Source organism: Flavicella sp. (genome assembly GCF_029238425.1).
Taxonomy (GTDB): domain Bacteria; phylum Bacteroidota; class Bacteroidia; order Flavobacteriales; family Flavobacteriaceae; genus Flavicella.
Genome location: NZ_JAQWGB010000198.1, coordinates 1 through 19,410, shown reverse-complemented (window position 1 = coordinate 19,410; position 19,410 = coordinate 1). Strand labels below are relative to the sequence as shown.

At 34.0% G+C, this 19,410-nt stretch carries 24 protein-coding genes; 13 read left to right on the top strand and 11 right to left on the bottom strand.

The annotated features are described in order from the left end of the window. Nucleotides 1-49: 49 nt before the first annotated feature. Genes P8H68_RS13535 through P8H68_RS13520 form a run of 4 tightly spaced genes read left to right on the top strand, consistent with a single transcriptional unit; the run spans nucleotide 50 to nucleotide 2,624 of the window. Complete coding sequence (locus tag P8H68_RS13535) at nucleotides 50-646, top strand: LemA family protein (protein WP_300326281.1); 597 nt, start codon at nucleotides 50-52, stop codon at nucleotides 644-646. Nucleotides 647-648: 2 nt separating this feature from the next. Continuing rightward, nucleotides 649-1,086, top strand: coding sequence for a TPM domain-containing protein (locus P8H68_RS13530; protein WP_300326278.1), 438 nt, complete (start codon nucleotides 649-651; stop codon nucleotides 1,084-1,086). Between the two features lie 20 nt (nucleotides 1,087-1,106). Then, on the top strand, nucleotides 1,107-1,802 hold the full coding sequence (locus tag P8H68_RS13525; RefSeq protein ID WP_300326275.1) for a Bax inhibitor-1/YccA family protein: 696 nt from the start codon (nucleotides 1,107-1,109) through the stop codon (nucleotides 1,800-1,802). Between the two features lie 30 nt (nucleotides 1,803-1,832). Continuing rightward, on the top strand, nucleotides 1,833-2,624 hold the full coding sequence (locus P8H68_RS13520; RefSeq protein ID WP_300326272.1) for a YgcG family protein: 792 nt from the start codon (nucleotides 1,833-1,835) through the stop codon (nucleotides 2,622-2,624). On the opposite strand, the gene P8H68_RS13515 is transcribed toward P8H68_RS13520, so the two are convergent. From P8H68_RS13515 to P8H68_RS13495, 5 genes are all read right to left on the bottom strand, one after another. After that, nucleotides 2,625-3,155 carry a DUF1697 domain-containing protein gene (locus tag P8H68_RS13515; RefSeq protein ID WP_300326284.1) on the bottom strand — a complete coding sequence of 177 codons (531 nt, stop codon included), beginning with the start codon at nucleotides 3,153-3,155 and terminating at the stop codon, nucleotides 2,625-2,627. It abuts the gene before it with no gap. Between the two features lie 106 nt (nucleotides 3,156-3,261). After that, nucleotides 3,262-3,993, bottom strand: coding sequence for a head GIN domain-containing protein (locus P8H68_RS13510; protein WP_300326269.1), 732 nt, complete (start codon nucleotides 3,991-3,993; stop codon nucleotides 3,262-3,264). A gap of 11 nt (nucleotides 3,994-4,004) precedes the next feature. Further along, nucleotides 4,005-5,588: a PspC domain-containing protein gene (locus P8H68_RS13505; RefSeq protein ID WP_300326266.1), complete on the bottom strand. Its 1,584-nt coding sequence runs from the start codon at nucleotides 5,586-5,588 to the stop codon at nucleotides 4,005-4,007. A gap of 1 nt (nucleotide 5,589) precedes the next feature. Further along, nucleotides 5,590-5,925 carry a PadR family transcriptional regulator gene (locus P8H68_RS13500; protein ID WP_300326263.1) on the bottom strand — a complete coding sequence of 112 codons (336 nt, stop codon included), beginning with the start codon at nucleotides 5,923-5,925 and terminating at the stop codon, nucleotides 5,590-5,592. 12 nt (nucleotides 5,926-5,937) lie between these two features. Further along, a complete protein-coding gene (locus tag P8H68_RS13495; protein ID WP_300326260.1) occupies nucleotides 5,938-6,321 on the bottom strand; it encodes a DUF4870 domain-containing protein in 384 nt (127 codons plus the stop codon). A gap of 242 nt (nucleotides 6,322-6,563) precedes the next feature. Between P8H68_RS13495 and P8H68_RS13490 the strand changes: the two genes are divergently transcribed. The 3 genes from P8H68_RS13490 to P8H68_RS13480 are packed head-to-tail and all read left to right on the top strand — an operon-like array spanning nucleotide 6,564 to nucleotide 8,558. Next, entirely contained in the window at nucleotides 6,564-7,019 is a 456-nt protein-coding gene (locus P8H68_RS13490; protein WP_300326257.1) for a DUF4442 domain-containing protein, read from the top strand. Next, entirely contained in the window at nucleotides 6,995-7,750 is a 756-nt protein-coding gene (locus P8H68_RS13485) for a hypothetical protein (protein WP_300326255.1), read from the top strand. Before P8H68_RS13490 ends, P8H68_RS13485 begins: the two co-directional genes overlap by 25 nt. Before the next feature lie 10 nt (nucleotides 7,751-7,760). Further along, complete coding sequence (locus P8H68_RS13480) at nucleotides 7,761-8,558, top strand: TIGR00266 family protein (RefSeq protein ID WP_300326252.1); 798 nt, start codon at nucleotides 7,761-7,763, stop codon at nucleotides 8,556-8,558. Between the two features lie 92 nt (nucleotides 8,559-8,650). On the opposite strand, the gene P8H68_RS13475 is transcribed toward P8H68_RS13480, so the two are convergent. Genes P8H68_RS13475 through P8H68_RS13460 form a run of 4 tightly spaced genes read right to left on the bottom strand, consistent with a single transcriptional unit; the run spans nucleotide 8,651 to nucleotide 10,640 of the window. Next, nucleotides 8,651-9,358, bottom strand: coding sequence for a DUF4369 domain-containing protein (locus P8H68_RS13475; protein ID WP_300326247.1), 708 nt, complete (start codon nucleotides 9,356-9,358; stop codon nucleotides 8,651-8,653). Between the two features lie 23 nt (nucleotides 9,359-9,381). After that, nucleotides 9,382-10,191 carry an HAD family hydrolase gene (locus tag P8H68_RS13470; RefSeq protein WP_300326244.1) on the bottom strand — a complete coding sequence of 270 codons (810 nt, stop codon included), beginning with the start codon at nucleotides 10,189-10,191 and terminating at the stop codon, nucleotides 9,382-9,384. 10 nt (nucleotides 10,192-10,201) lie between these two features. Further along, entirely contained in the window at nucleotides 10,202-10,375 is a 174-nt protein-coding gene (locus P8H68_RS13465; RefSeq protein ID WP_300326241.1) for a DUF4177 domain-containing protein, read from the bottom strand. A gap of 25 nt (nucleotides 10,376-10,400) precedes the next feature. Then, complete coding sequence (locus tag P8H68_RS13460) at nucleotides 10,401-10,640, bottom strand: DUF1456 family protein (protein WP_300326238.1); 240 nt, start codon at nucleotides 10,638-10,640, stop codon at nucleotides 10,401-10,403. 60 nt (nucleotides 10,641-10,700) lie between these two features. Here P8H68_RS13460 and P8H68_RS13455 point away from each other — a divergent pair, with 60 nt between their 5' ends. Then, entirely contained in the window at nucleotides 10,701-11,393 is a 693-nt protein-coding gene (locus tag P8H68_RS13455) for a M15 family metallopeptidase (RefSeq protein ID WP_300326235.1), read from the top strand. Between the two features lie 515 nt (nucleotides 11,394-11,908). On the opposite strand, the gene P8H68_RS13450 is transcribed toward P8H68_RS13455, so the two are convergent. Further along, a complete protein-coding gene (locus tag P8H68_RS13450) occupies nucleotides 11,909-13,015 on the bottom strand; it encodes a DNA alkylation repair protein (RefSeq protein ID WP_300326232.1) in 1,107 nt (368 codons plus the stop codon). A 93-nt stretch (nucleotides 13,016-13,108) separates the two neighbouring features. After that, nucleotides 13,109-14,248 (bottom strand): acyl-CoA dehydrogenase, encoded by a 1,140-nt coding sequence (locus P8H68_RS13445; RefSeq protein ID WP_300326229.1) that lies wholly within the window; start codon nucleotides 14,246-14,248, stop codon nucleotides 13,109-13,111. Nucleotides 14,249-14,368: 120 nt separating this feature from the next. On the opposite strand from P8H68_RS13445, the gene P8H68_RS13440 reads away from it, so the two are divergent. The 5 genes from P8H68_RS13440 (at nucleotide 14,369) to P8H68_RS13420 (ending at nucleotide 19,293) form a co-directional block, all read left to right on the top strand. Continuing rightward, nucleotides 14,369-15,427 carry an anhydro-N-acetylmuramic acid kinase gene (locus P8H68_RS13440; RefSeq protein WP_300326227.1) on the top strand — a complete coding sequence of 353 codons (1,059 nt, stop codon included), beginning with the start codon at nucleotides 14,369-14,371 and terminating at the stop codon, nucleotides 15,425-15,427. Between the two features lie 294 nt (nucleotides 15,428-15,721). Continuing rightward, a complete protein-coding gene (gene nhaB / locus P8H68_RS13435; protein WP_300326224.1) occupies nucleotides 15,722-17,191 on the top strand; it encodes a sodium/proton antiporter NhaB in 1,470 nt (489 codons plus the stop codon). Nucleotides 17,192-17,353: 162 nt separating this feature from the next. Then, the gene (locus P8H68_RS13430; RefSeq protein ID WP_300326221.1) at nucleotides 17,354-18,043 is read left to right on the top strand and encodes a MotA/TolQ/ExbB proton channel family protein; all 690 of its coding nucleotides are present in this window, start codon (nucleotides 17,354-17,356) and stop codon (nucleotides 18,041-18,043) included. A gap of 12 nt (nucleotides 18,044-18,055) precedes the next feature. Next, nucleotides 18,056-18,448, top strand: coding sequence for a biopolymer transporter ExbD (locus P8H68_RS13425; RefSeq protein ID WP_300326219.1), 393 nt, complete (start codon nucleotides 18,056-18,058; stop codon nucleotides 18,446-18,448). An 8-nt stretch (nucleotides 18,449-18,456) separates the two neighbouring features. Next, nucleotides 18,457-19,293, top strand: a complete 837-nt coding sequence (locus P8H68_RS13420; RefSeq protein WP_300326216.1) for an energy transducer TonB — start codon at nucleotides 18,457-18,459, stop codon at nucleotides 19,291-19,293. Nucleotides 19,294-19,410: the final 117 nt, after the last annotated feature.

The window sequence follows — 19,410 nt, the reverse complement described above, 5'->3', positions numbered from 1 at the left end:
TTGGTATATATATTGAGCTATAGCTAAAAGTAAAAAAATAAAAAATAGTATGGATAAATTAAAAAAGTGGTTGCCGTTAATAGTTGTAGGTTTATTTCTGTTATGGGGGTATAGCTCCTTTAAAGGATTTAATAATACAGCTGTTACGTATCAAGAAGATGCAAAAACAGCATGGTCTAATGTAGAAAGCTCTTACCAAAGAAGAGCTGATTTGATACCGAATTTAGTAAATACAGTAAAGGGGTATGCGGCTCATGAAAGTGAAACGTTAGAAGCTGTAATCAAAGCAAGAGCAAGTGCAACGAGTACAAAAATTGATGCAAGCAACTTGACTGAAGAAAATATGGCGGCGTATCAAAGAGCACAACAAGGATTGGCAGGTGCTTTAGGTAAATTAATGGTAGTCGCTGAAAAATACCCTGACTTAAAAGCGAACACAAATTTCTTAGAATTACAGAGTCAGTTGGAAGGAACAGAGAATAGAATTAATGTGGAACGAAATAGGTTCAATGCATTGGTAAATACTTACAACAAGCATATCAAAATTTTCCCAAATTCTGTATTTGCTGGAATGTTAAATTTTGAAGAGATGAGTCGTTATAAGTCGGCAGAAGGAAGTGAAAAAGCACCTGACGTAAAATTTTAATTATGCCAAACACGGAATATCATTTATCTGAACAAGAAGAGTTGGATGTAGTAGAGGCTATAAAATCTGCTGAGCTGAATACCTCAGGAGAGATTAGAGTTCATATCGATCCAAGTTCTGATAAAGATGGGTTGGAGAGAGCAAAAGAAGTCTTCTTTGAATTAAAAATGAATGAAACAGAAGCTCAGAATGGGGTTTTGTTTTATTTGGCGGTAAAAGAACACAAATTCGCCATCTTGGGTGATGCCGGAATTGATAAGGTGGTTCCTGATGATTTTTGGAACTCTACTAAGGAATTAGTGATTGGTGAATTTAAAAAAGGGGATTTTGCAACAGGTTTGCAATTGGGAATTGCAGAAGCCGGTAAAAGGCTGAAAGAATTCTTTCCTTACCAAAAAGATGATATTAATGAATTACCTGATGAAATATCTAAAGGGTAAATAAAATAAAAATAAGAATTATGAATACAGATGTTTTATTACAAAGAGAACAAGTAGAAGCAGCTTTTATCTCTAAGGTTTATGGTTGGATGAGTGCCGCTCTGGTAATCACAGGAGTTGTTGCCATGTGGGCAGCCTCTACACCAGCAGTTTTACAGGCTATTTTTCCTGCATCGGGAAGTATGCTTCCTTTTTATTTATTAATTGGAGCTGAGTTTGGTGCGGTGATTTTTCTTTCGGCAAGAATCAATAAAATGACAGCAGAAACCGCTGGAATTGTGTTTTTATTGTATTCTGTTTTAAATGGATTGACACTATCTATGGTGTTCTTGATATATACAAGTTCATCAATTGCATCTACTTTTTTAGTAACTGCTGCAACTTTTGGTGTGATGAGTGCTTACGGGTATATGACTAAAAAAGATTTAACTTCTATTGGGAATCTAGCCTTCATGGCATTGATCGGTTTGATTATCGGATCTGTCGTAAATATATTCTTGCAGAGCGAGATTATGTATTGGGTAATTACCTATGCAGGTGTTTTAATATTCGTTGCTCTAACTGCTTATGATACACAGAAAATTAAAAGAATGGCAGCTTATGACGATACGCAAGAAGTATCAAAAAAGAAATCCATTATGGGAGCATTGACTTTGTATTTAGATTTTGTAAATCTATTCTTGTATTTACTTCGTTTTATGGGAGACCGTAAATAATTTTTTTTGATAACAGTTAATTTCCATCGTTTGAAAGTTCAAAAAATAGTATCCATCATTTTACTTGTGATTGTTTCAATGACAAGTATATATTCTCAAAGTGGAATTCCGGATGTTCCGAAAAAAGAGACGAGTCTGTATGATTATGCAAACTTACTTTCTAAAAATGAACAAAAGACTCTTGAGCGAAAATTAATTCGTTATTCGGATTCTACATCAACGCAGATAGTGGTGGTTACCATGACTTCTATTGGCGCTAATGAAATTGCGATGTTTGCGACAGAGTTAGCTCATAAGTGGGGTATTGGCCAGAAGGGAAAAGACAACGGAGTGTTGGTATTGGTTGCTAAAAATGAGCGAAAAGTAAATATATCAACAGGGTATGGAGTGGAGCATTTATTGACAGATGCTTTGTCTAGAAGAATTATTGAAAACATAATAACTCCTAGGTTTAAATCAGGTAACTTTTATGCTGGTTTGGATAATGGTACAGATGCTATTTTTAAAGTTCTTAATGGTGAGTTCAAAGAAAATAGGAAAAAGAAAGCTACTTCTGATGAATCTTCAAAAATAAAAGGTTTCTTTATTTTTGTTGTACTTGTCTTGTTCTTTATTTTCAGAAATCGTGGAAATAAAGGAGGAGGAAGAGGAGGAAGGCGCAACGCTTCATCTGATATTTTGACCGCTATATTATTTAGTAATATGGGAAGAAGTAGTGGAGGTTTCGGTGGCGGAAGTTCAGGTGGTTTTGGCGGAGGAGGTTTCTCAGGAGGCTTCGGAGGCGGAGGCTTTGGAGGAGGTGGAGCTAGCGGAAGCTGGTAATCATCTTTTCGATGCCATTTCGATTAATTTTGAAATGGTATTATAATTCCTTGTCGTAGCTGAGGTTTCTAATTTCTTTTCAAAAAAATGATTGGTTAATTTAGTTTTTCCATAGCCATTTAGACATTGAATATAAACCATATCGTTCTGAACTATAAAATTGTCCCCATGGTGTTGGTTTACTGCATTCAAGATAGTAGTATCCTGAGTTGACATCTTTTCTAAAAAGCAAAAATACAATTGCTTTGTTTCCGTGATTTGGAAAGGAATAGTGTCCATAATGCCTTGTAACTCTTTAGTTGTTTTTATGATTGCTGTTGTATCAATATCAAAGTTTTTAAGCACTATTTTTTCCACTATAGATGTGACTTGTGTTTTAGTTAAGTCGCAATTTGGAATTAATATATTTCCACTTTGGATATAGGTCTGAGCATCGAGGAATTCACTTTGCAATGCCAGTTTTAGATCTTGCATTTTTAACTTGTTTTTGCCTGCAACATTAACAGCTCTAAGAAATAGGATATAGTCCATCATGGTATAAATGTATCAAATATAATAGCTAAAATAAAAAATGCCTTTAGCTGTATGTCTAAAGGCATTTATGTTCAATCTAAACCAAAGATTGCTTTCCGCGGCTCTACCCAGCAGATACGTTTCCACCCGAAGATGTTTTTCTTTCAATATTTTTAGGATTTCCTTTGTGGTTGATACTACCACCACTACTTGCTTTCCCTTTTAGAGATTCTGTTGCAGTTACTTTTATATGAGAACCGCTACTCGCTTTAGATTCTACATTTTTAGCAGTTAGCTTATAAGCATTGATACTGCTACCACTACTTGATTTTACTGAAAAGTTAGAAGCTTTACCTTTTAGTTTTATATGTGATCCACTGCTTGAACTTGAGGTCAGTTTGTCGGCATTTATCTGTAGATCTATATGTGACCCACTACTAGAATGTACCGTTAAAACATCAGCGATCAATGTGTTTTCCGAGATAACTCGAGCACCACTGCTAGTTTCAATAGTTTGAATTTGATCAGCGGTTAAATACACATTTCGTGCCTTGGATTTTTTAATATTAGGCTCACAAAATATTTTTAAGTTTCCGTTTTTAAATTCTGTTTTAATCAAGGACATTAAGTTTTCGTCCGTTTCTACGGTCAACATGTCCTTAGATCCCATGGTTAAGTACACGGTAATTCCTTCTTGAACCTCAATTTTTGTAATGGATTCAGTAATAGCGCGTTCCTCTGTGATAACATTCTTGTTACCTGTTGCAGAATTGTTTTGTCCAACATCTACTTTGCAACTTGTTAGGATTACAAATAATGAAAGCAGCAGTGTTACTTGTTTTGTAAATTGTTTCATAATAGTTTTTTTTAGTTTCTAAATAATCTTTCATCACAATCTGTACATTCTAAACCCACGGGTCTCATGATGAAATGATGGTTTGGCAAATCATTGCTATAGATGTCTTGAGTGGTTTCAATGTTTCCTAAAAAACTTTTCGTAGAGTTTGTAAAATGAATCGTTGTGTTTTCTGGAACGGCAATCGTAATTGCAATATCTTGATTTTTATCGATGCTGTTTTCAGGACTTAAAAAGTAACCGTCAAGAAGTATAGTTTTATTTTCTATAATGTAATTGTATTCTAATTTTTCTGCGTTTTGATTGGCGATGTTTCTGTCCTTACCTACGGACATACGTCGCACTTTTACAGAAGCAACATCGGTATCATTGTATACCACATCCACAGAGATATTATTGCTGTATAATTTTCTAACATCTTGATCGTAGACATATTCTTGTTTGGTGTCTTTTCTTAAATAGTTCTTATATAATAACTCTTCGTTATTGATTAACTTCACTTGGAGTGTATCATTCGCTTGATAAGCAAAAGGAGTCTCAATGATTTTAGAACCTTTAAATGCTTTGGCTGTACTGTGTTCTATTCCTGTAAAAATCAAAGCTAATATGGCAATAATCCAAATTCCTAAAAGTGTCAAAGAAGTGGCTTTGCTCAATTGTTTTACAGAAGAAGATACAATGCGCAATCCTAGTAAAAATAAAATTAGGAATGGAAATCCAATCGCAACAAATATCAAAGCTGCTAAGGTCCAATGTGGAATGATAGAACTATAAATAAAAGAAGGTATGGTGGTGAAATTATGAGTCATTCCCATAAATTCGATACTCCCGAAAGAGAACGCTCCAATAACTAAAGTTAACAAAATTGCTGCGGCAACAAACATTAGAAGCACTCCAATAACCTTTCCAATAACTTTAAATATTGCTAGTATTATTTTGCCTAAAGTGTCTAAAAAATTCTGAAAACCTGTTTTAGCTTTGCTGTAATCTGCATTTTTTATTTTGTCCCCAACATTGTTAAATTCCGTACGAATTTTTTTTTCGATATTGTCTATATTTACAGCTTCGCCTTCCATTTCAAGCTTTTCTGCTGTAGTTCTTGCCTCTGGCAAAAGAATCCATAAGATGATATAAATTGGAATTCCAAAACCACCGGTAATTGTTAGAAGTATAAAAGCAAGTCTGATCCAAATAGAATCAATTCCAAAATAATGTCCTAGACCTGCTGCCACTCCTCCTAAGAATTTATCTTCACCATCTCTGTACAGTTTTTTTGTATTGCCGGTTCTAGGTCGATAGGTTGAACTATGATCTGCATATTCTTCCCCTTGATCATCATAATCTTCAGGTTGCCCCATGATTTTAATGATATCATTAATGTCAGATTCGTTGATAACCTGTCTTGGGTCTCTGATAGTTTCAGATAATAATTCACTAATTCTAGCCTCGATATCAGCAATGATTTCATTTTTCCCTTGAGGATCGTCACTTAAAGATCTTGCTATGGATTCTAAATAACCTTTTAGGATTTGATAGGCTACTTCATCAATATGAAAAAAGAATCCTCCCAGATTTATGTTGATAGTTTTATTCATCTTATTTATTTTTTTTGCTAGTAACTGTTTGTACTGCGTTTGTTAGGTTGTTCCATGTTGTATTTAATTCCTTAAGGAAAAGGGCACCGTTCTCTGTGAGAACATAATATTTTCTCGGAGGTCCAGAGGTAGACTCTTCCCAACGATAACTCAAGAGACCCGCATTTTTAAGTCGAGTTAATAATGGATAAATGGTCCCTTCCACTACAATCATTTCCGCATCTTTTAATGTGGAAAGAATTTCTGAGGTATAGGCATCTCCATGTTGAAGGATGGAAAGAATACAATATTCTAGGACTCCTTTTCTCATCTGTGCTTTTGTGTTTTCTATCTTCATGTAAAAAGGATTTTATTTTAAAAAATTAATTGTCATTGGGTATTGGTAAGTTTCACCTTTCTGTGCCTTAGAGGCTGCAATAATTATCAAACAAACGCTCATTAATTCAAACAAGCCGTATATTCCAAATAATAAAAAAATGATACCAGGAACATTTAAAAATGCAAAAACAAAAAATGAAGTGAATAATCCAACGGCCAAAATAACTTTGTAAAATCCATAGGTGATATTGAAGTTTACAGCCTCTTTTCCGTTGTTGTTAAGAAATGGACTTTCTGTTTTTTGAGCTTTCCATAATACCAAGGGAATGATGATTCCTCCAAAAGGAAATAGAAAACCTAATAAGGCCGAAATGTGAATTAAAAATGCGTTGGTTTCTTCTTTTGATGATTTCATAAAGATTCACTTTAAATGTATTGATGGTACAAATATATATAAACATATAGTATTATGCAAAACATAGTACTGTTTGATTTTGTTTTCAATTCGTTGGTAGTAAGTGTAATTCTAGTGTTTATCTGGGGTTGTAGTCGTTTTATTTTTTTTAAAATAATTTATGATTTTTTGTCTGAATCTCGGTTTTTGGGAAAATTGGACTAAAATTAGCAGCTGATTTCTTTTTTTTCTAACTTACAGAAATGAAATTTACTGCTGCTATTTTAAACCGTTTTGTGTTTTTTAAAATTCCATCTGCATATCTATCTGGAGTTCGGGTTGATTCCGTTTCCGAAGATAAAATTACGGTACGTGTCCGGTCTCAATGGATCAATCAAAATCCGTTTAAGTCCATGTATTGGGCAACGCAGGGAATGGCTTCTGAATTAGCAACCGGAGTTTTGATGATGCGAAAAATTTATTCCTCTAAAAAAAAGATATCCATGTTGGTCGTTGGGCAAAAGGGAGAATTTTTAAAAAAGGCTACAGGAGTGATTTATTTTGATTGTTTGGATGATGGTCAAATTCAAAAAGCAATTGATACAGCAGTCCAAACCGGGGAGGGCCAGCAATTGGTATTGCAGTCCAATGGTGTTGATGAACAAGGGGATATTGTTTCAAAATTTGAATATGAATGGGGTATAAAGTTAAAACAGTGATGAGGTTTGCAATAGTATTTGTGTTGTTGATGAGCATGGGGTGTTCCAAAGAGGAGGTTATCGGTTATGAAGATTTAGAAGATTATATAGGTCTGCACCGTTTGGATGATGAAAATGATGTAATTGCTTGCGCGGCGAGTGCAAAGGATGATTCGGGGAATACATTGGTCTTTTTTTATCCGATTCCTGGGGCTACGGATTACAAATTTTTTGAAACCAAAGATGTTACTGTGGATAAGGATAACTTGTCTTTGTACACAGAAATTGAGTTGCCGCTAGAACCTGTTTTTAATGGATACCTTCAAAGGTTTGTGCGTAGTTCTTTAATAGAAACATATTGTATTGTAACTTATAAAGTCAATGGGGAATTACGAACTTCACAACCCATTCGGTTGAAGCAACTCACGAACCCAACGGAATGGACTCAAGAGGTAGCGATCGACTTTAGTCAAAATACAAATCCAGAGTTTTCTTGGAATGATGGACAAATTGATGAAAATGCGATTTATTTTCAAGTGGTAACGGATGCACAAAATAATTTGCTATCTGGGACCTATACCTATGAAAAATTATTTACCTATTACAATCTGGAGAATGTTGTTCTTAATGTTACTAGAGAAAATCCACCGTCACTTTTGTCGAACAATAGTTATAGTTTTACCATGATGGGAGTGAGTTTGGATAATTGGGTTAATTTGGTGATTCAAAAAGATTTTCAAATACCTAACTAAAAAAATAAATATGAGTGCACACGTTATCGATTACAAAATAGAGGGAGATGAAATGCAATTTGTTGAAATTGAGTTAGACCCTCAGGAAAGTGTTATTGCTGAATCTGGAAGTTTTATGATGATGGATTCAGGAATCACCATGTCAACAATTTTTGGTGATGGGTCAGGACAATCGGAAGGGGTGCTTGGAAAATTATTTTCTGCAGGAAAAAGATTACTTACGGGTGAAAGTTTGTTTATGACCGTATTTACAAACACAGAATTTGGAAAAAAACATGTTTCTTTTGCTTCTCCATACCCTGGAAGAATTGTTCCCTTAGATTTATCTAAAAATCAAGGAAAGTTTATTTGTCAAAAAGATGCGTTTTTATGTGCGGCAAAGGGAGTTTCTATTGGAATAGAATTTTCTAAAAAATTAGGAAGAGGTCTGTTTGGGGGAGAAGGCTTTATCATGCAAAAATTAGAAGGAGACGGAATGGCTTTTGTGCATGCCGGAGGAACCATTACTAAAAAGACCTTATTGCCAGGAGAAATTTTAAAAGTAGATACCGGATGTTTGGTTGGTTTTACTCAATCAGTGCACTATGATATTGAGTTTGTAGGAGGTATAAAAAACTCCCTTTTTGGAGGGGAAGGATTGTTTTTCGCTAGTCTGCAAGGACCGGGAGAAGTTTATATACAATCGTTGCCTTTCAGTAGGTTGGCAAATCGAGTACTTTCTATGGCTCCCAGAACTGGAGGTAAAAGTCAGGGAGAAGGAAGTATTTTAGGAGGCATAGGCGATTTGCTAGATGGAGATAATCGATAGGATTCAGCACTATGTAATATTTAAAAATATATAGAGAATAAAAAAAGGGAACGTTATCAATACGTTCCCTTTTATTTTTTTGTGAAAATTAATTATTCTTCAGAAGCAGATTTAATTTTTTCAATGAAAGAATTTAATTCTTTTCCGTAGCGTGAATTTTTAATTTCTAGACTTAAAGAATTGTTGATTGTATCTAAATATTTTACGTTTGCATTGTTCAGAACACTCAGAGCTAAATAAGGAGCTACTTCAGAATCTGTATTGTTCAAAGCAAAATTAATAGTGTATAAATATTTTTTACGAAGCAAGGTTTTTGACTCCTTTGCAATCTCATCAATTTTTTCTTGATTTTTTTCTTTGATGGCATCAAAATTAGCTTTGATCATTTCCAGGTTTTTATTTTGAAAACGTGAAGCGATAATATTATACTGATCTAAAATTTCTTGGTTTTTTGAACCAGAAATTTTCGCGTGCAATACAAAATTTTCTAAGTTGGTGTTGATAGTGATTTCTCCTGGTTCTCCAAAAAATGGAATAGATTTTTCACTGTCTTTGTCCAAAGTAAGAAAATGTAATTGAGAAGAATTTATATCAGAAATTAATTGATACACTCCAGTTCCTTTTACAAAAGTAGAATCTACAGTAGATAAAATTCCGTCATCAATTTTTTGAAGAAACAAGGTTCCTTTCTTCAACCCTTTTACTTCTCCTTTTACTACCATAGCGTCTTTACTTGGTTCTTTATCACAAGACACAAACAATACAGCGGTTAAGAATGAGATGATAAATAGGTTTTTCATAATGGTTTAGTTTAGTTGTTTTTTTATAAATGCTTGGCAATAGCCTTTGCAACTCCGTCGTTGTGGTTGGTATCAGTAACATCATCTGCAATTGCCAATACTTCTTCTTTGGCATTTTCAACAGCTACTCCCATTTTAACAGCGTTAAGCATTTCAATATCGTTATAATTATCACCAAAAGCAATACAATTCTCAAGTGAGAAGTCGCTATAACTATTTTTTAGTAAGGTGCTGATTCCTGTTAGTTTAGAGATTTCTTTACTAGCGATTTCAATATACGTATCCTTAGATCTATATAGATGAAGTTCATCCGGAAAGGCCAAACTTAGACTTTCCATCACGATATCTAACTCTTCTTTATCACCCATACACATTACTTTATGTGCACCTTTATTGGTTGTTTTCCAATCCGTTAAAACTTCTTCAATCGGTTTTATAGTTGGGGTAACTTTGGTGTTGTTTTCTTCTCTTTTTGCCCAAAAATCCATTCCTTCTACATACCAATCGTCATTATTGTATAAACTGATATGGAATTTTTTCTCAGTATTTAAATCTGCGATTACTTCCAAAATAGAATGCTCAATTTCTGTCGAATGTATGCTTTCTTTATTTACTAAAACGAGTCCGCCGTTATAACAGATTATAGGAGTGTTTTTTATATTCAAATCCTCTTGAATATGGTACATAGCACTAGGCATTCTTGATGAGATCAAAACAAATGGAATATCATTTCTTGAAATTCTAGCGACTTCTGTTTTTAGTGCTTCTGAGGGAATTCTTTCTTTACTTAATAAAGTTCCGTCAATATCTGTAAAGGCAATCTTAAGGCTCATAGGGTGTTTTTTAATTCTGTGTTTCGTCCTTGTCTCTCTCTAAAATAGCTTTTACAACACCGCGATGTACAAATGAGTTGACAACTCTCCATCCAGTTTTTGCATAACTATTTAGTAGGTTTTCAAAGTCGGTATCCTTTTTAATAGGAGTACTTTTTTGTTTGATGAATTTATATTCTTTCATGGTTTAAGAAGTTTATAGTAGTGGGTTATTTAGAATTCTTTTTAGGAGGCATTGGCCCTCTTTTATGAATGATCAATCCGTTTAAAAAATTACGCAAAAACTGATCCTTGCATTCCATGTATTTTGGGTGATCTTCGTTTCTGTACAGTGCGTTTATTTCACTTTTAGTGACTTTAAAATCCACAAGTCCCATAATATGAACGATATCAGTGTCTTTTAATTGAAGTGCTACTCTTAACTTTTTTAAGATGTCGTTATTTGTCATAATTCTTAATTGAAATGCAAATATAGTTAATTAGATTTGTTGGTATTCAAATTTATGATGATGAAACAGCTAAGTAAAAGACTTCAAAAGATATATATCCTTTTTATTTTAATTTCAGGGTTTTATGTAGCGGCTCAAAACGATAGACCCGAAGGTTTTAAAGAGATTAAAGTAGCAATACCAGATGTTTTATTAGAGATAAGATATTTTGGAAATCATAATTTTATAGGAAAGCCGATACATGGCTACCATGCTCCAAAAGCAATCCTTTCTGTAGAAGCGATGCAACAACTAAAAGAGGTGCAGAAATCCTTAATGAAAAAGGGGTTGGGGCTTAAAATATATGACGCATACCGTCCACAAACAGCAGTAGACCATTTTGTAGTTTGGGCGAAAGAGGAACATGATACCTTAATGAAAGCTGAATTTTATCCGGATGTTGAGAAAAGAGATTTATTCAAATTAGATTATATAGCTGCGAAATCTGGACATACTAGAGGGAGCACTGTCGATTTGACTTTGATAGATGTCAAAACTCAAAAAGAATTGGATATGGGAAGTCCGTATGACTTTTTTGGGAAAATTTCTTGGCCTGATGATACTTCTATCACAGAAAAACAACATGAAAATAGAATGTTATTGAGAGATGTTATGTTAGCTCATAACTTCAAACCGTATAAATGTGAATGGTGGCATTTTACCTTAAAAGATGAACCTTACCCGAATACATATTTTGACTTTCCTGTAGAGTAGTTAGGGTCAGTCGAGTGATTTATGTTGTCAGTTCGAGTGGTTTTTGGAAAAAGTTATATCGAGAACTCGTTTTAAAATCAATGAATCCATTTAGAGCCACGATTTCTCGATACAAATTACTACAGTACCTTGCGTAATTCACTCGAAATGACAGCTTGTTCTTTATGATTATCTCCCTAGTGAATAAGGATCTTTAGAGTTTAGTAATTCATTGAATAAATCCTATTTTAATATTGTCAGTTCGAGTGATTTTTGGAAAAAGTTATATCGAGAACTCGTTTTAAAATCAATGAATCCATTTAGAACCACGATTTCTCGATACAAATTACTGCAGTACCTTTCGTAATTCACTCGAAATGACAGCTTGTTCTTTATGATTATCTCCCTAGTGAATAAGGATCTTTAGAGTTTAGTAATTCATTGAATAAATCCTGTTTTAATAATATCAGTTCGAGTGATTTTTGAAAAAAAATTATATCGAGAACTCGTAATGAATTACATATTAAAAATGGAATTTAGCTAGTCAGTTCAAAACTTTGCGTTTCCATTTCAATACCATTGATCACCAAGCTTACTTTGTGTGTACCTGCATAATATTTTCTTGTGGTTATGATTTTAAAGGATTGCCGTCTTTCATAATGCAGTGTTTCAATAGCATTCATATCTCTTTCAGAAATTTTAAATACTTTTTTGGATAGAGAACCATTTGCTAAGAGGAAATGGATGAAATATTCTAATCTAACTTTTTGATTGCTTTTACTTTTATTGGTGATGGAAAAATCAAAGGTCAAATAAGAACCGACGGTAACTTTTTTCTCTTTTAGGCTCAAGCCACTGATTTCGAAATTAGTTATATTTCCATAGCCAAAAAGTTGCAGTGCCTTTGTGTTTCCTTTTTTCAAAAGAGTTCTTGCCGCATGTTTTACCAACCAATTTCTCTCTTCAGAAAAACCGTTCCAATCATACAAAAGTTTTAAAACTTCTTTAGGGTGTTCCTTAGAAATGTCGTTGATGTTATTAGCAACACTTCTTCTTACATACAAAGAAGGGTCATCTTTTAAATTTTCTAATATGGGATAAATCGGACTCGGATCTTTTTTCAAAAATGGCAATCCCATTCCCCAAGGTAATCTAGGTCGACAACCTTCAGAAGCAAGTCTTCTCACAGAGGAATGCGAGTGAGAACTCCATTCCACCAATTGGGCAAAAGTTTCTTTTGGGTATTTTAATAGAAAGGGTCTAATGGCAAATTCACAACTAGCCAATACAGTAACTTTTTCAATAGTCTGTAGTGAGGCTTGCAATTCCTGTAATCCATAGACTTCAATATAATCACATAAGACTAGGTATTCAAAAGTGTCTTGTTTGTTTTGATTAATTCTAATATCCTCCGAAATTGCTGTGATCAATTGTAAGTTCTCAATGGTGTTATCAGAAAGTTGATCGTGAATGGCTGCGGCAATATGTTTGATTCGGGGTTTGAGTTCTAGATGAATCCAGTTTTTATCAAAAACGAATTTTAAAAATTGTTCTACATCGAAGTTTTCAATATGCATTTCACAAATTTCTGAGAAGGGCACAACAAATTGCTCGTTGAACATATTTTTTAAAGGTTCTGCCATTTTTTAAACTAAAATTTTTAAAGTTAAGTTTTGAGTTTTGAATTGAGAAAATATATTTAGCTTCCTGCTTCCTGCTTCCTGCTTCCTGCTTCTTTATTTAAGCACCGCTCTAGAAATTACAATCTTTTGAATTTCTGAGGTTCCTTCATAAATTTGTGTGATTTTAGCATCACGCATCATTCTTTCTACATGGTATTCTTTTACAAAACCATAGCCCCCATGAATTTGAACGGCTTCTGTAGTTATTTTCATTGAACTATCTGCACAGTACAATTTTGCCATGGAGCTAGATAAATCATAATTTAACCCTTGGTCTTTGTCCCAAGCAGCCTTCAAGCATAAAAATCTTCCTGCTTCAATTTCAACTGCCATGTCGGCAAGTTTAAAAGCTATTGCTTGATGTTTGCTTATTTCTTTTCCAAAGGCTTTACGTTCTTTGCTGTATTGTAATGATAGCTCATAGGCACCAGAAGAAATTCCAAGGGCTTGTGCTGCAATTCCAATTCTTCCTCCAGAAAGAGTTTCCATGGCGAATCTAAATCCAAAGCCATCTTCTCCAATTCTGTTTTCTTTTGGAACTTTTACATCTGTAAATAATAAGGAATGGGTGTCAGAACCTCGGATTCCTAGTTTGTTTTCTTTTTTACCAACTTTAAATCCTGGAGTGTCTTTTTCAACAATAAAAACATTGATTCCTTTGTGTGCTTTTGAAATATCGGTTTGCGCTACAACTAAATAAATACTTGCATTTCCTCCATTTGTAATCCAGTTTTTTACGCCATTTAATAGATAGTGGTCACCTTTGTCAATGGCAGTAGTTTTTTGCGAAGTAGCATCACTACCAGCTTCGGGTTCACTTAAACAAAAAGCTCCCAATACTTCCCCGCTCGCTAAAGGCTTTAGATATTTTTGTTTTTGTTCTTCGGATCCATATTTTTCTAAACCCCAGCATACCAAAGAATTATTTGCAGACATCGCAACTCCCGCTGAGGCATCTATTTTAGAAATTTCTTCAATAGCCAATACATAAGAAATGGTATCCATACCGCTCCCTCCATATTCTGGAGAGACCATCATACCCATCAAACCAAGTTCTCCCATTTTTTTTATTTGTTCATGAGGGAAGGTTTGTGTTTCATCGCGTTCAATTACACCTGGCAGTAATTCTGACTTAGCAAAATCTCTAGCCGCATCTCTAATCATTATATGTTCTTCTGATAATTGAAAGTTCATAAGCGTCGTTTTTATTTTAGAAAATTCAATATAGTAATTTTTAAAGGTGCATTTAATTTTAAATCATAATTTTTAGCTCAATCAATGTAAAAAACTACATTTGTTAAGGAACTTAGAATTATGCAAAAAACGATTTACGGTATTGGAGTTATGTCGGGTACTTCCCTTGACGGAATGGATGTGGTCTATGTAAAATTTGAAAATGATGGAATCTATCACTATGAAATTATATACAGTGAAACCTATGCATATCCTAAAAACTGGCTTGAATCTTTAAAAACAGCATTTCATAAAAAGCCTGAGGACCTGAAAGAACTAGATTCCTTATATGGAGTATATATTGGTGAAGTTGTAAATGCTTTTATAAAATATTTTGAGATTGAAAAGGTGGATTTGATTGCTTCGCATGGTCATACGATTTTTCATAAACCAGAAGAAGGGTTTACCATGCAAATTGGTTGCGGGAAAGAGATTGCAAAAATTACAAATAAAAAGGTTGTATACGATTTTAGAACACAAGATGTAGAATTAGGTGGTCAAGGCGCTCCCTTAGTTCCTATAGGAGATAAATTACTTTTTTCGGAATATGATTTTTGTTTGAATTTAGGTGGTTTTGCAAATGTGTCTTTCGAAAAAAACAAACAAAGGATCGCATTTGATATTTGTCCTGTAAATATTGTGATGAATTATTTTACAAGAGAGATCGGTAAAGAATTTGACGATAAAGGAGAACTAGCATCTATAGGCTATATCAATTCAAAATTATTGAAGAGGTTGAACGAGGACCCTTTCTTTAAATTAAATTATCCTAAATCTTTAGGCTTTGAGTTTGTTGAAAAAAATGTGCTTCCTATTATAAAGGAGTATAATCTAGAAACTGAAGACATCCTTCGAACTTATGTGGAACATGTTTCCATTCAAATCGCAAATATTGTAGGAGAAAACAAATCATCAAAAACTTTGGTGACTGGCGGTGGTGTTTATAATGACTTTTTATTAGAACGAATTCGATATCATTCAACGTCTACTTTTGTAATTCCTGAAAACAAATTGGTGGAGTTCAAAGAGGCCTTGATATTTGCCTTTCTTGGATTATTAAGAGTAGAAGGGAAAGTAAATTGTTTAAAAAGTGTGACCGGAGCAAATAACGACCATAGTAGTGGGGCGATTTGTGAGTAGAATTTTCTGTGCTTTTTTATGTTATAAGATGTTAAAAGTTTGTTTTATCTATTGGTTTTTATTTTTTCCGTGTTAAAATGCAACGAATTTGAGTTTTTGTTGTAGAATTTGTAAAGATTAAAATAACTATTTATTAATTTTTTGAAACTTAATCATGTAGTTTTTAAAATTATCAGATGATTTTTATCAAAATGATTATTTTAAATAACGAAACGCTTTGCGTAAAGAAAACCTATGAAAAGTACGGTTAGCTTGATAGAATTTAGTAGTTTAGGCGTTCAAAAATTAACTATTATGTTCAAAAATTTTTTAGGATCTAGCCCATCATGGTTCAAGATCACAATGATTTTCTTTTTAATCATAAACATTCCAATTTATTTTGTAAGTCCAACTGTATCTGCATGGGTATTTATTGGTGAATTCATATTTACGTTAGCAATGGCGTTAAAATGTTATCCATTACAATCTGGAGGTTTGTTAGCAATTCAAGTGTTATTGTTAGGCTTAACAACTCCGCATAATGCGTATCATGAAGTTGATCAAAACTTAGAAGTAGTTTTGTTACTTGTATTTATGGTAGCGGGTATTTATTTTATGAAGCCACTATTGATGTATATCTTTAGTAAGATCTTTTCTAAAATAAAATCAAAAGTAGCCTTATCCTTATTATTTGTATTTATGTCGGCTGTATTATCAGCTTTCCTTGATGCCTTAACGGTAACAGCAGTATTGATTAGTGTAGCTGTTGGGTTTTATGGAGTGTATCATAAAATTCACTCAGGAACTACAGATTATGATGGAGACGGAGTAATTGATAAAACACAATTGAGTGGTGAGAATTTAGAGCAGTTTAGAAGTTTCCTAAGAAGTTTAATTATGCATGGTGTAGTTGGTACTGCATTAGGTGGAGTTTGTACTTTGGTAGGAGAGCCACAAAACTTGTTGATTGGTGAAAGAATGGGATGGGATTTTATTGAATTCTTCTTCCAAATGGGACCTATAACTATTCCTGTATTCTTATTCGGATTGTTAACTACAGTATTGTTAGAGTTAACAGGATGGTTTGGTTTTGGAGCAAAAAGACCTGCAATTGTAAACCAAATTATTGATGGGTATACAAAAGCTGAGGATGAGAAAAGAACGGAAAAAGAAAAATATGGATTAATTGTTCAAGGTGTAGCCGCTGTTTTATTGATCATTGGATTGGCAACACATGCAGCACCAGTTGGATTTATTGGATTAGGATTGATTGTTTTCCAAACAGCATTTATGGGAATCATTGAGGAGCATGCATTAGGTCATGCCTTTGAAGAAGCGTTACCATTTACTGGTTTGATTGTTGTTTTCTTTGTGATTGTTGCAATGATTCATGATCAACATTTATTTACACCGATTATCAACTGGGCTTTAAATCAAGATCCAGATGCGCAACCAGGATTGTTTTATTTAGCTAATGGAGTATTGTCTGCAATTAGTGATAATGTATTTGTAGCTACTGTTTATATTAGTGAAGTACAAGCAGCATTTGAAGCTGGGCAAATTGATAGAGAGCATTTTGAAAAGTTAGCAATTGCTATTAACACGGGTACAAATTTACCAAGTGTTGCAACACCAAACGGACAGGCTGCATTCTTGTTCTTGTTGACTTCATCTTTAGCGCCGTTGATCAACTTATCATACGGAACTATGGTAAAAATGGCTTTACCTTATACAATAGTATTAGGAGGAGTTGGATATGTGATGGTAAATCTAGTATTGCACTAGAATCTTATATTTTATAAAATAAAAAAGGAGCTATTCGTAAGAATGGCTCCTTTTTTGTTGGGATCTATTTTAAGTGCGAATATTTCTGAATTTATTAAATCAAAAACAATTTACTATTCGTATTTTCGTTTCCATTAAATACCTAACAAAAATATATTACATATGTTATCATTGTTTCAAGAGGCTGCTATAACTGCTGATGAATTAGTTTCGGAAGAAAAAACATTGTCTATCTATAAATTAATTATGGAAGGTGGTGTAGGTGGTCAGATTATTATTGCCATTTTATTAGTACTCCTTGCAGTTACTTTGTATATCTATTTTGAACGATTTTTTGCAATCAAGGCAGCGAGTAAAATTGATAAAGATTTTATGAATCAAATCAAGGATCATGTAGCAAATGGGAATTTAGAAGCTGCAAAATCTTTGTGTGCTAATGTAGAAACTCCCGTAGCAAGTTTGATTGAAACAGGGATTTCTAGAATTGGAAAACCTTTAGAGGATATCAATACAGCTATTGAAAATACAGGAAAATTAGAAGTATATAAATTAGAAACCAATGTAAGTGTTGTCGCAACCATAGCGGGTGCTGCTCCAATGATTGGGTTTTTAGGAACTGTAATTGGAATGATTATTTCCATTCATGAGATTGCCAATGCGGGTGGACAAATTGATATCAAATTGCTAGCAGATGGTTTGTACACGGCGATGACTACAACCGTTGGTGGATTGATCGTTGGGATTATATCCTATATAACATACAATCATTTGGTAGTAAAAACGGACAAAGTTGTTTACCAAATGGAGGCTAAAACAGTTGAGTTTATGGATTTATTAAATGAACCTGTTTAATATTTGTGATAGATGAATATAAAAGGTAGAAATAAAGTAGATCCAAGTTTCAATATGTCGTCCATGACGGATATTGTTTTCTTGTTGTTGATTTTTTTCATGTTGACATCCACCTTAGTTACGGTAAATGCGATAGATGTTATTTTACCAAAAGCAGGTGGAAAAACGGAGAATAAAGGAACTATAGCAGTTTCAATTACTAAAGATGCCAAGTTTTTTATGGACGGAACGGAAGTTTCTGAGGCCAATCTTGAAAGTGCAATTAAAAAGGAGTTTTCAGCAGAGGATGGGAAGACTTTGGTGATTCGTGGGGATCAAGAAGTTTCCTATAAAAAAATCATGCATGTAATTGATATTGCCAATAGAAATAAAATTAAGATGATACTTGCCGTTAAAGGTATTTAGGAAGTCCTATGAAGTATTTAGAAACAAAACATAAACAGAAATCAGCGGTAATTACCTTGGTTCTCATGACATCCATTTTGATGTTGATGTTGTTTTTTGGGATGCGCTATATGGACCCTCCTGAAGAATATGGAATAGCCATAAATTTTGGTACTTCAGAAGTTGGGAATGGACCACCTAAAGTGCAAGAAACTGTAAAATCAGCACCCGTTCCAGAACAGCCTCAACAGGAAACTCTAAAAGAAGTGGAGACTCCGGTGGAAGAAATTCAAGAAGAGGTGCTAACCCAAAATACGGAGGAGGCCCCTGTGATTCAAAAGAAAGAAACGGTAAAGAAACCAGCTCCGACTCCAGTTGAAAAACCAAAAGAGGTAAAAAAGCCTGTTGTAAAAGAAGCTCCAAAACCATCCAAGGAAACTGAGAATGCATTGTCCAATTTACTGAATGGAAACCCATCAGATGGAGATGTCTCTCAAGGAGAAGGGGATGATGATCAATCTGGCTTGAAAGGGAACGAATTAGGAGATCCAAATTCTTCAAAGTACTATGGAAATGGTGGCTCAGGAGGAGATGGAAATTACAGTCTAAGTGGTAGAACAGCCGTTGGAAAACCCAAAATCAGTTCGGACTGTAATGTAGGTGGTACGGTGGTTGTCAGTATTCAGGTAGATAGGTCAGGGAAAGTAATCAACGCGACTCCTGGTGCTAAAGGAACCACGGAATCATCACCCTGTTTGTATAAGGCCGCAAAAGAAGCTGCGCTAAAAACTAAATGGAGTGCTGCTCCAGATGCACCATCAGTTCAAAAAGGACGAATCATTTATCATTTTTCATTATCTGAATAAATCACACTTTTTTCTAAGGAACTAGAGGTTTCTAGTTGCTGTTATTTATAAGAAATATACATGAATTATCAAGAAACTTTAGACTGGATGTTTGTTCAGTTACCTATGTATCAAAGA

Bases quoted from the DNA above. Each gene is read 5' to 3' on its own strand.
- P8H68_RS13420 (WP_300326216.1), top strand. From the start codon at position 18,457: ATGAAGTATTTAGAAACAAAACATAAACAGAAATCAGCGGTAATTACC.
- P8H68_RS13475 (WP_300326247.1), bottom strand. From the start codon at position 9,358: ATGAAAAACCTATTTATCATCTCATTCTTAACCGCTGTATTGTTTGTG.
- P8H68_RS13455 (WP_300326235.1), top strand. From the start codon at position 10,701: ATGAAACAGCTAAGTAAAAGACTTCAAAAGATATATATCCTTTTTATT.
- P8H68_RS13460 (WP_300326238.1), bottom strand. From the start codon at position 10,640: ATGACAAATAACGACATCTTAAAAAAGTTAAGAGTAGCACTTCAATTA.
- P8H68_RS13495 (WP_300326260.1), bottom strand. From the start codon at position 6,321: ATGAAATCATCAAAAGAAGAAACCAACGCATTTTTAATTCACATTTCG.
- P8H68_RS13425 (WP_300326219.1), top strand. From the start codon at position 18,056: ATGAATATAAAAGGTAGAAATAAAGTAGATCCAAGTTTCAATATGTCG.
- P8H68_RS13430 (WP_300326221.1), top strand. From the start codon at position 17,354: ATGTTATCATTGTTTCAAGAGGCTGCTATAACTGCTGATGAATTAGTT.
- P8H68_RS13535 (WP_300326281.1), top strand. From the start codon at position 50: ATGGATAAATTAAAAAAGTGGTTGCCGTTAATAGTTGTAGGTTTATTT.
- P8H68_RS13470 (WP_300326244.1), bottom strand. From the start codon at position 10,191: ATGAGCCTTAAGATTGCCTTTACAGATATTGACGGAACTTTATTAAGT.
- P8H68_RS13490 (WP_300326257.1), top strand. From the start codon at position 6,564: ATGAAATTTACTGCTGCTATTTTAAACCGTTTTGTGTTTTTTAAAATT.
- P8H68_RS13530 (WP_300326278.1), top strand. From the start codon at position 649: ATGCCAAACACGGAATATCATTTATCTGAACAAGAAGAGTTGGATGTA.
- P8H68_RS13445 (WP_300326229.1), bottom strand. From the start codon at position 14,248: ATGAACTTTCAATTATCAGAAGAACATATAATGATTAGAGATGCGGCT.
- P8H68_RS13515 (WP_300326284.1), bottom strand. From the start codon at position 3,155: ATGGACTATATCCTATTTCTTAGAGCTGTTAATGTTGCAGGCAAAAAC.
- P8H68_RS13480 (WP_300326252.1), top strand. From the start codon at position 7,761: ATGAGTGCACACGTTATCGATTACAAAATAGAGGGAGATGAAATGCAA.
- P8H68_RS13465 (WP_300326241.1), bottom strand. From the start codon at position 10,375: ATGAAAGAATATAAATTCATCAAACAAAAAAGTACTCCTATTAAAAAG.
- P8H68_RS13525 (WP_300326275.1), top strand. From the start codon at position 1,107: ATGAATACAGATGTTTTATTACAAAGAGAACAAGTAGAAGCAGCTTTT.
- P8H68_RS13440 (WP_300326227.1), top strand. From the start codon at position 14,369: ATGCAAAAAACGATTTACGGTATTGGAGTTATGTCGGGTACTTCCCTT.
- P8H68_RS13450 (WP_300326232.1), bottom strand. From the start codon at position 13,015: ATGGCAGAACCTTTAAAAAATATGTTCAACGAGCAATTTGTTGTGCCC.
- P8H68_RS13485 (WP_300326255.1), top strand. From the start codon at position 6,995: ATGGGGTATAAAGTTAAAACAGTGATGAGGTTTGCAATAGTATTTGTG.
- P8H68_RS13505 (WP_300326266.1), bottom strand. From the start codon at position 5,588: ATGAATAAAACTATCAACATAAATCTGGGAGGATTCTTTTTTCATATT.
- nhaB (WP_300326224.1), top strand. From the start codon at position 15,722: ATGTTCAAAAATTTTTTAGGATCTAGCCCATCATGGTTCAAGATCACA.
- P8H68_RS13500 (WP_300326263.1), bottom strand. From the start codon at position 5,925: ATGAAGATAGAAAACACAAAAGCACAGATGAGAAAAGGAGTCCTAGAA.
- P8H68_RS13510 (WP_300326269.1), bottom strand. From the start codon at position 3,993: ATGAAACAATTTACAAAACAAGTAACACTGCTGCTTTCATTATTTGTA.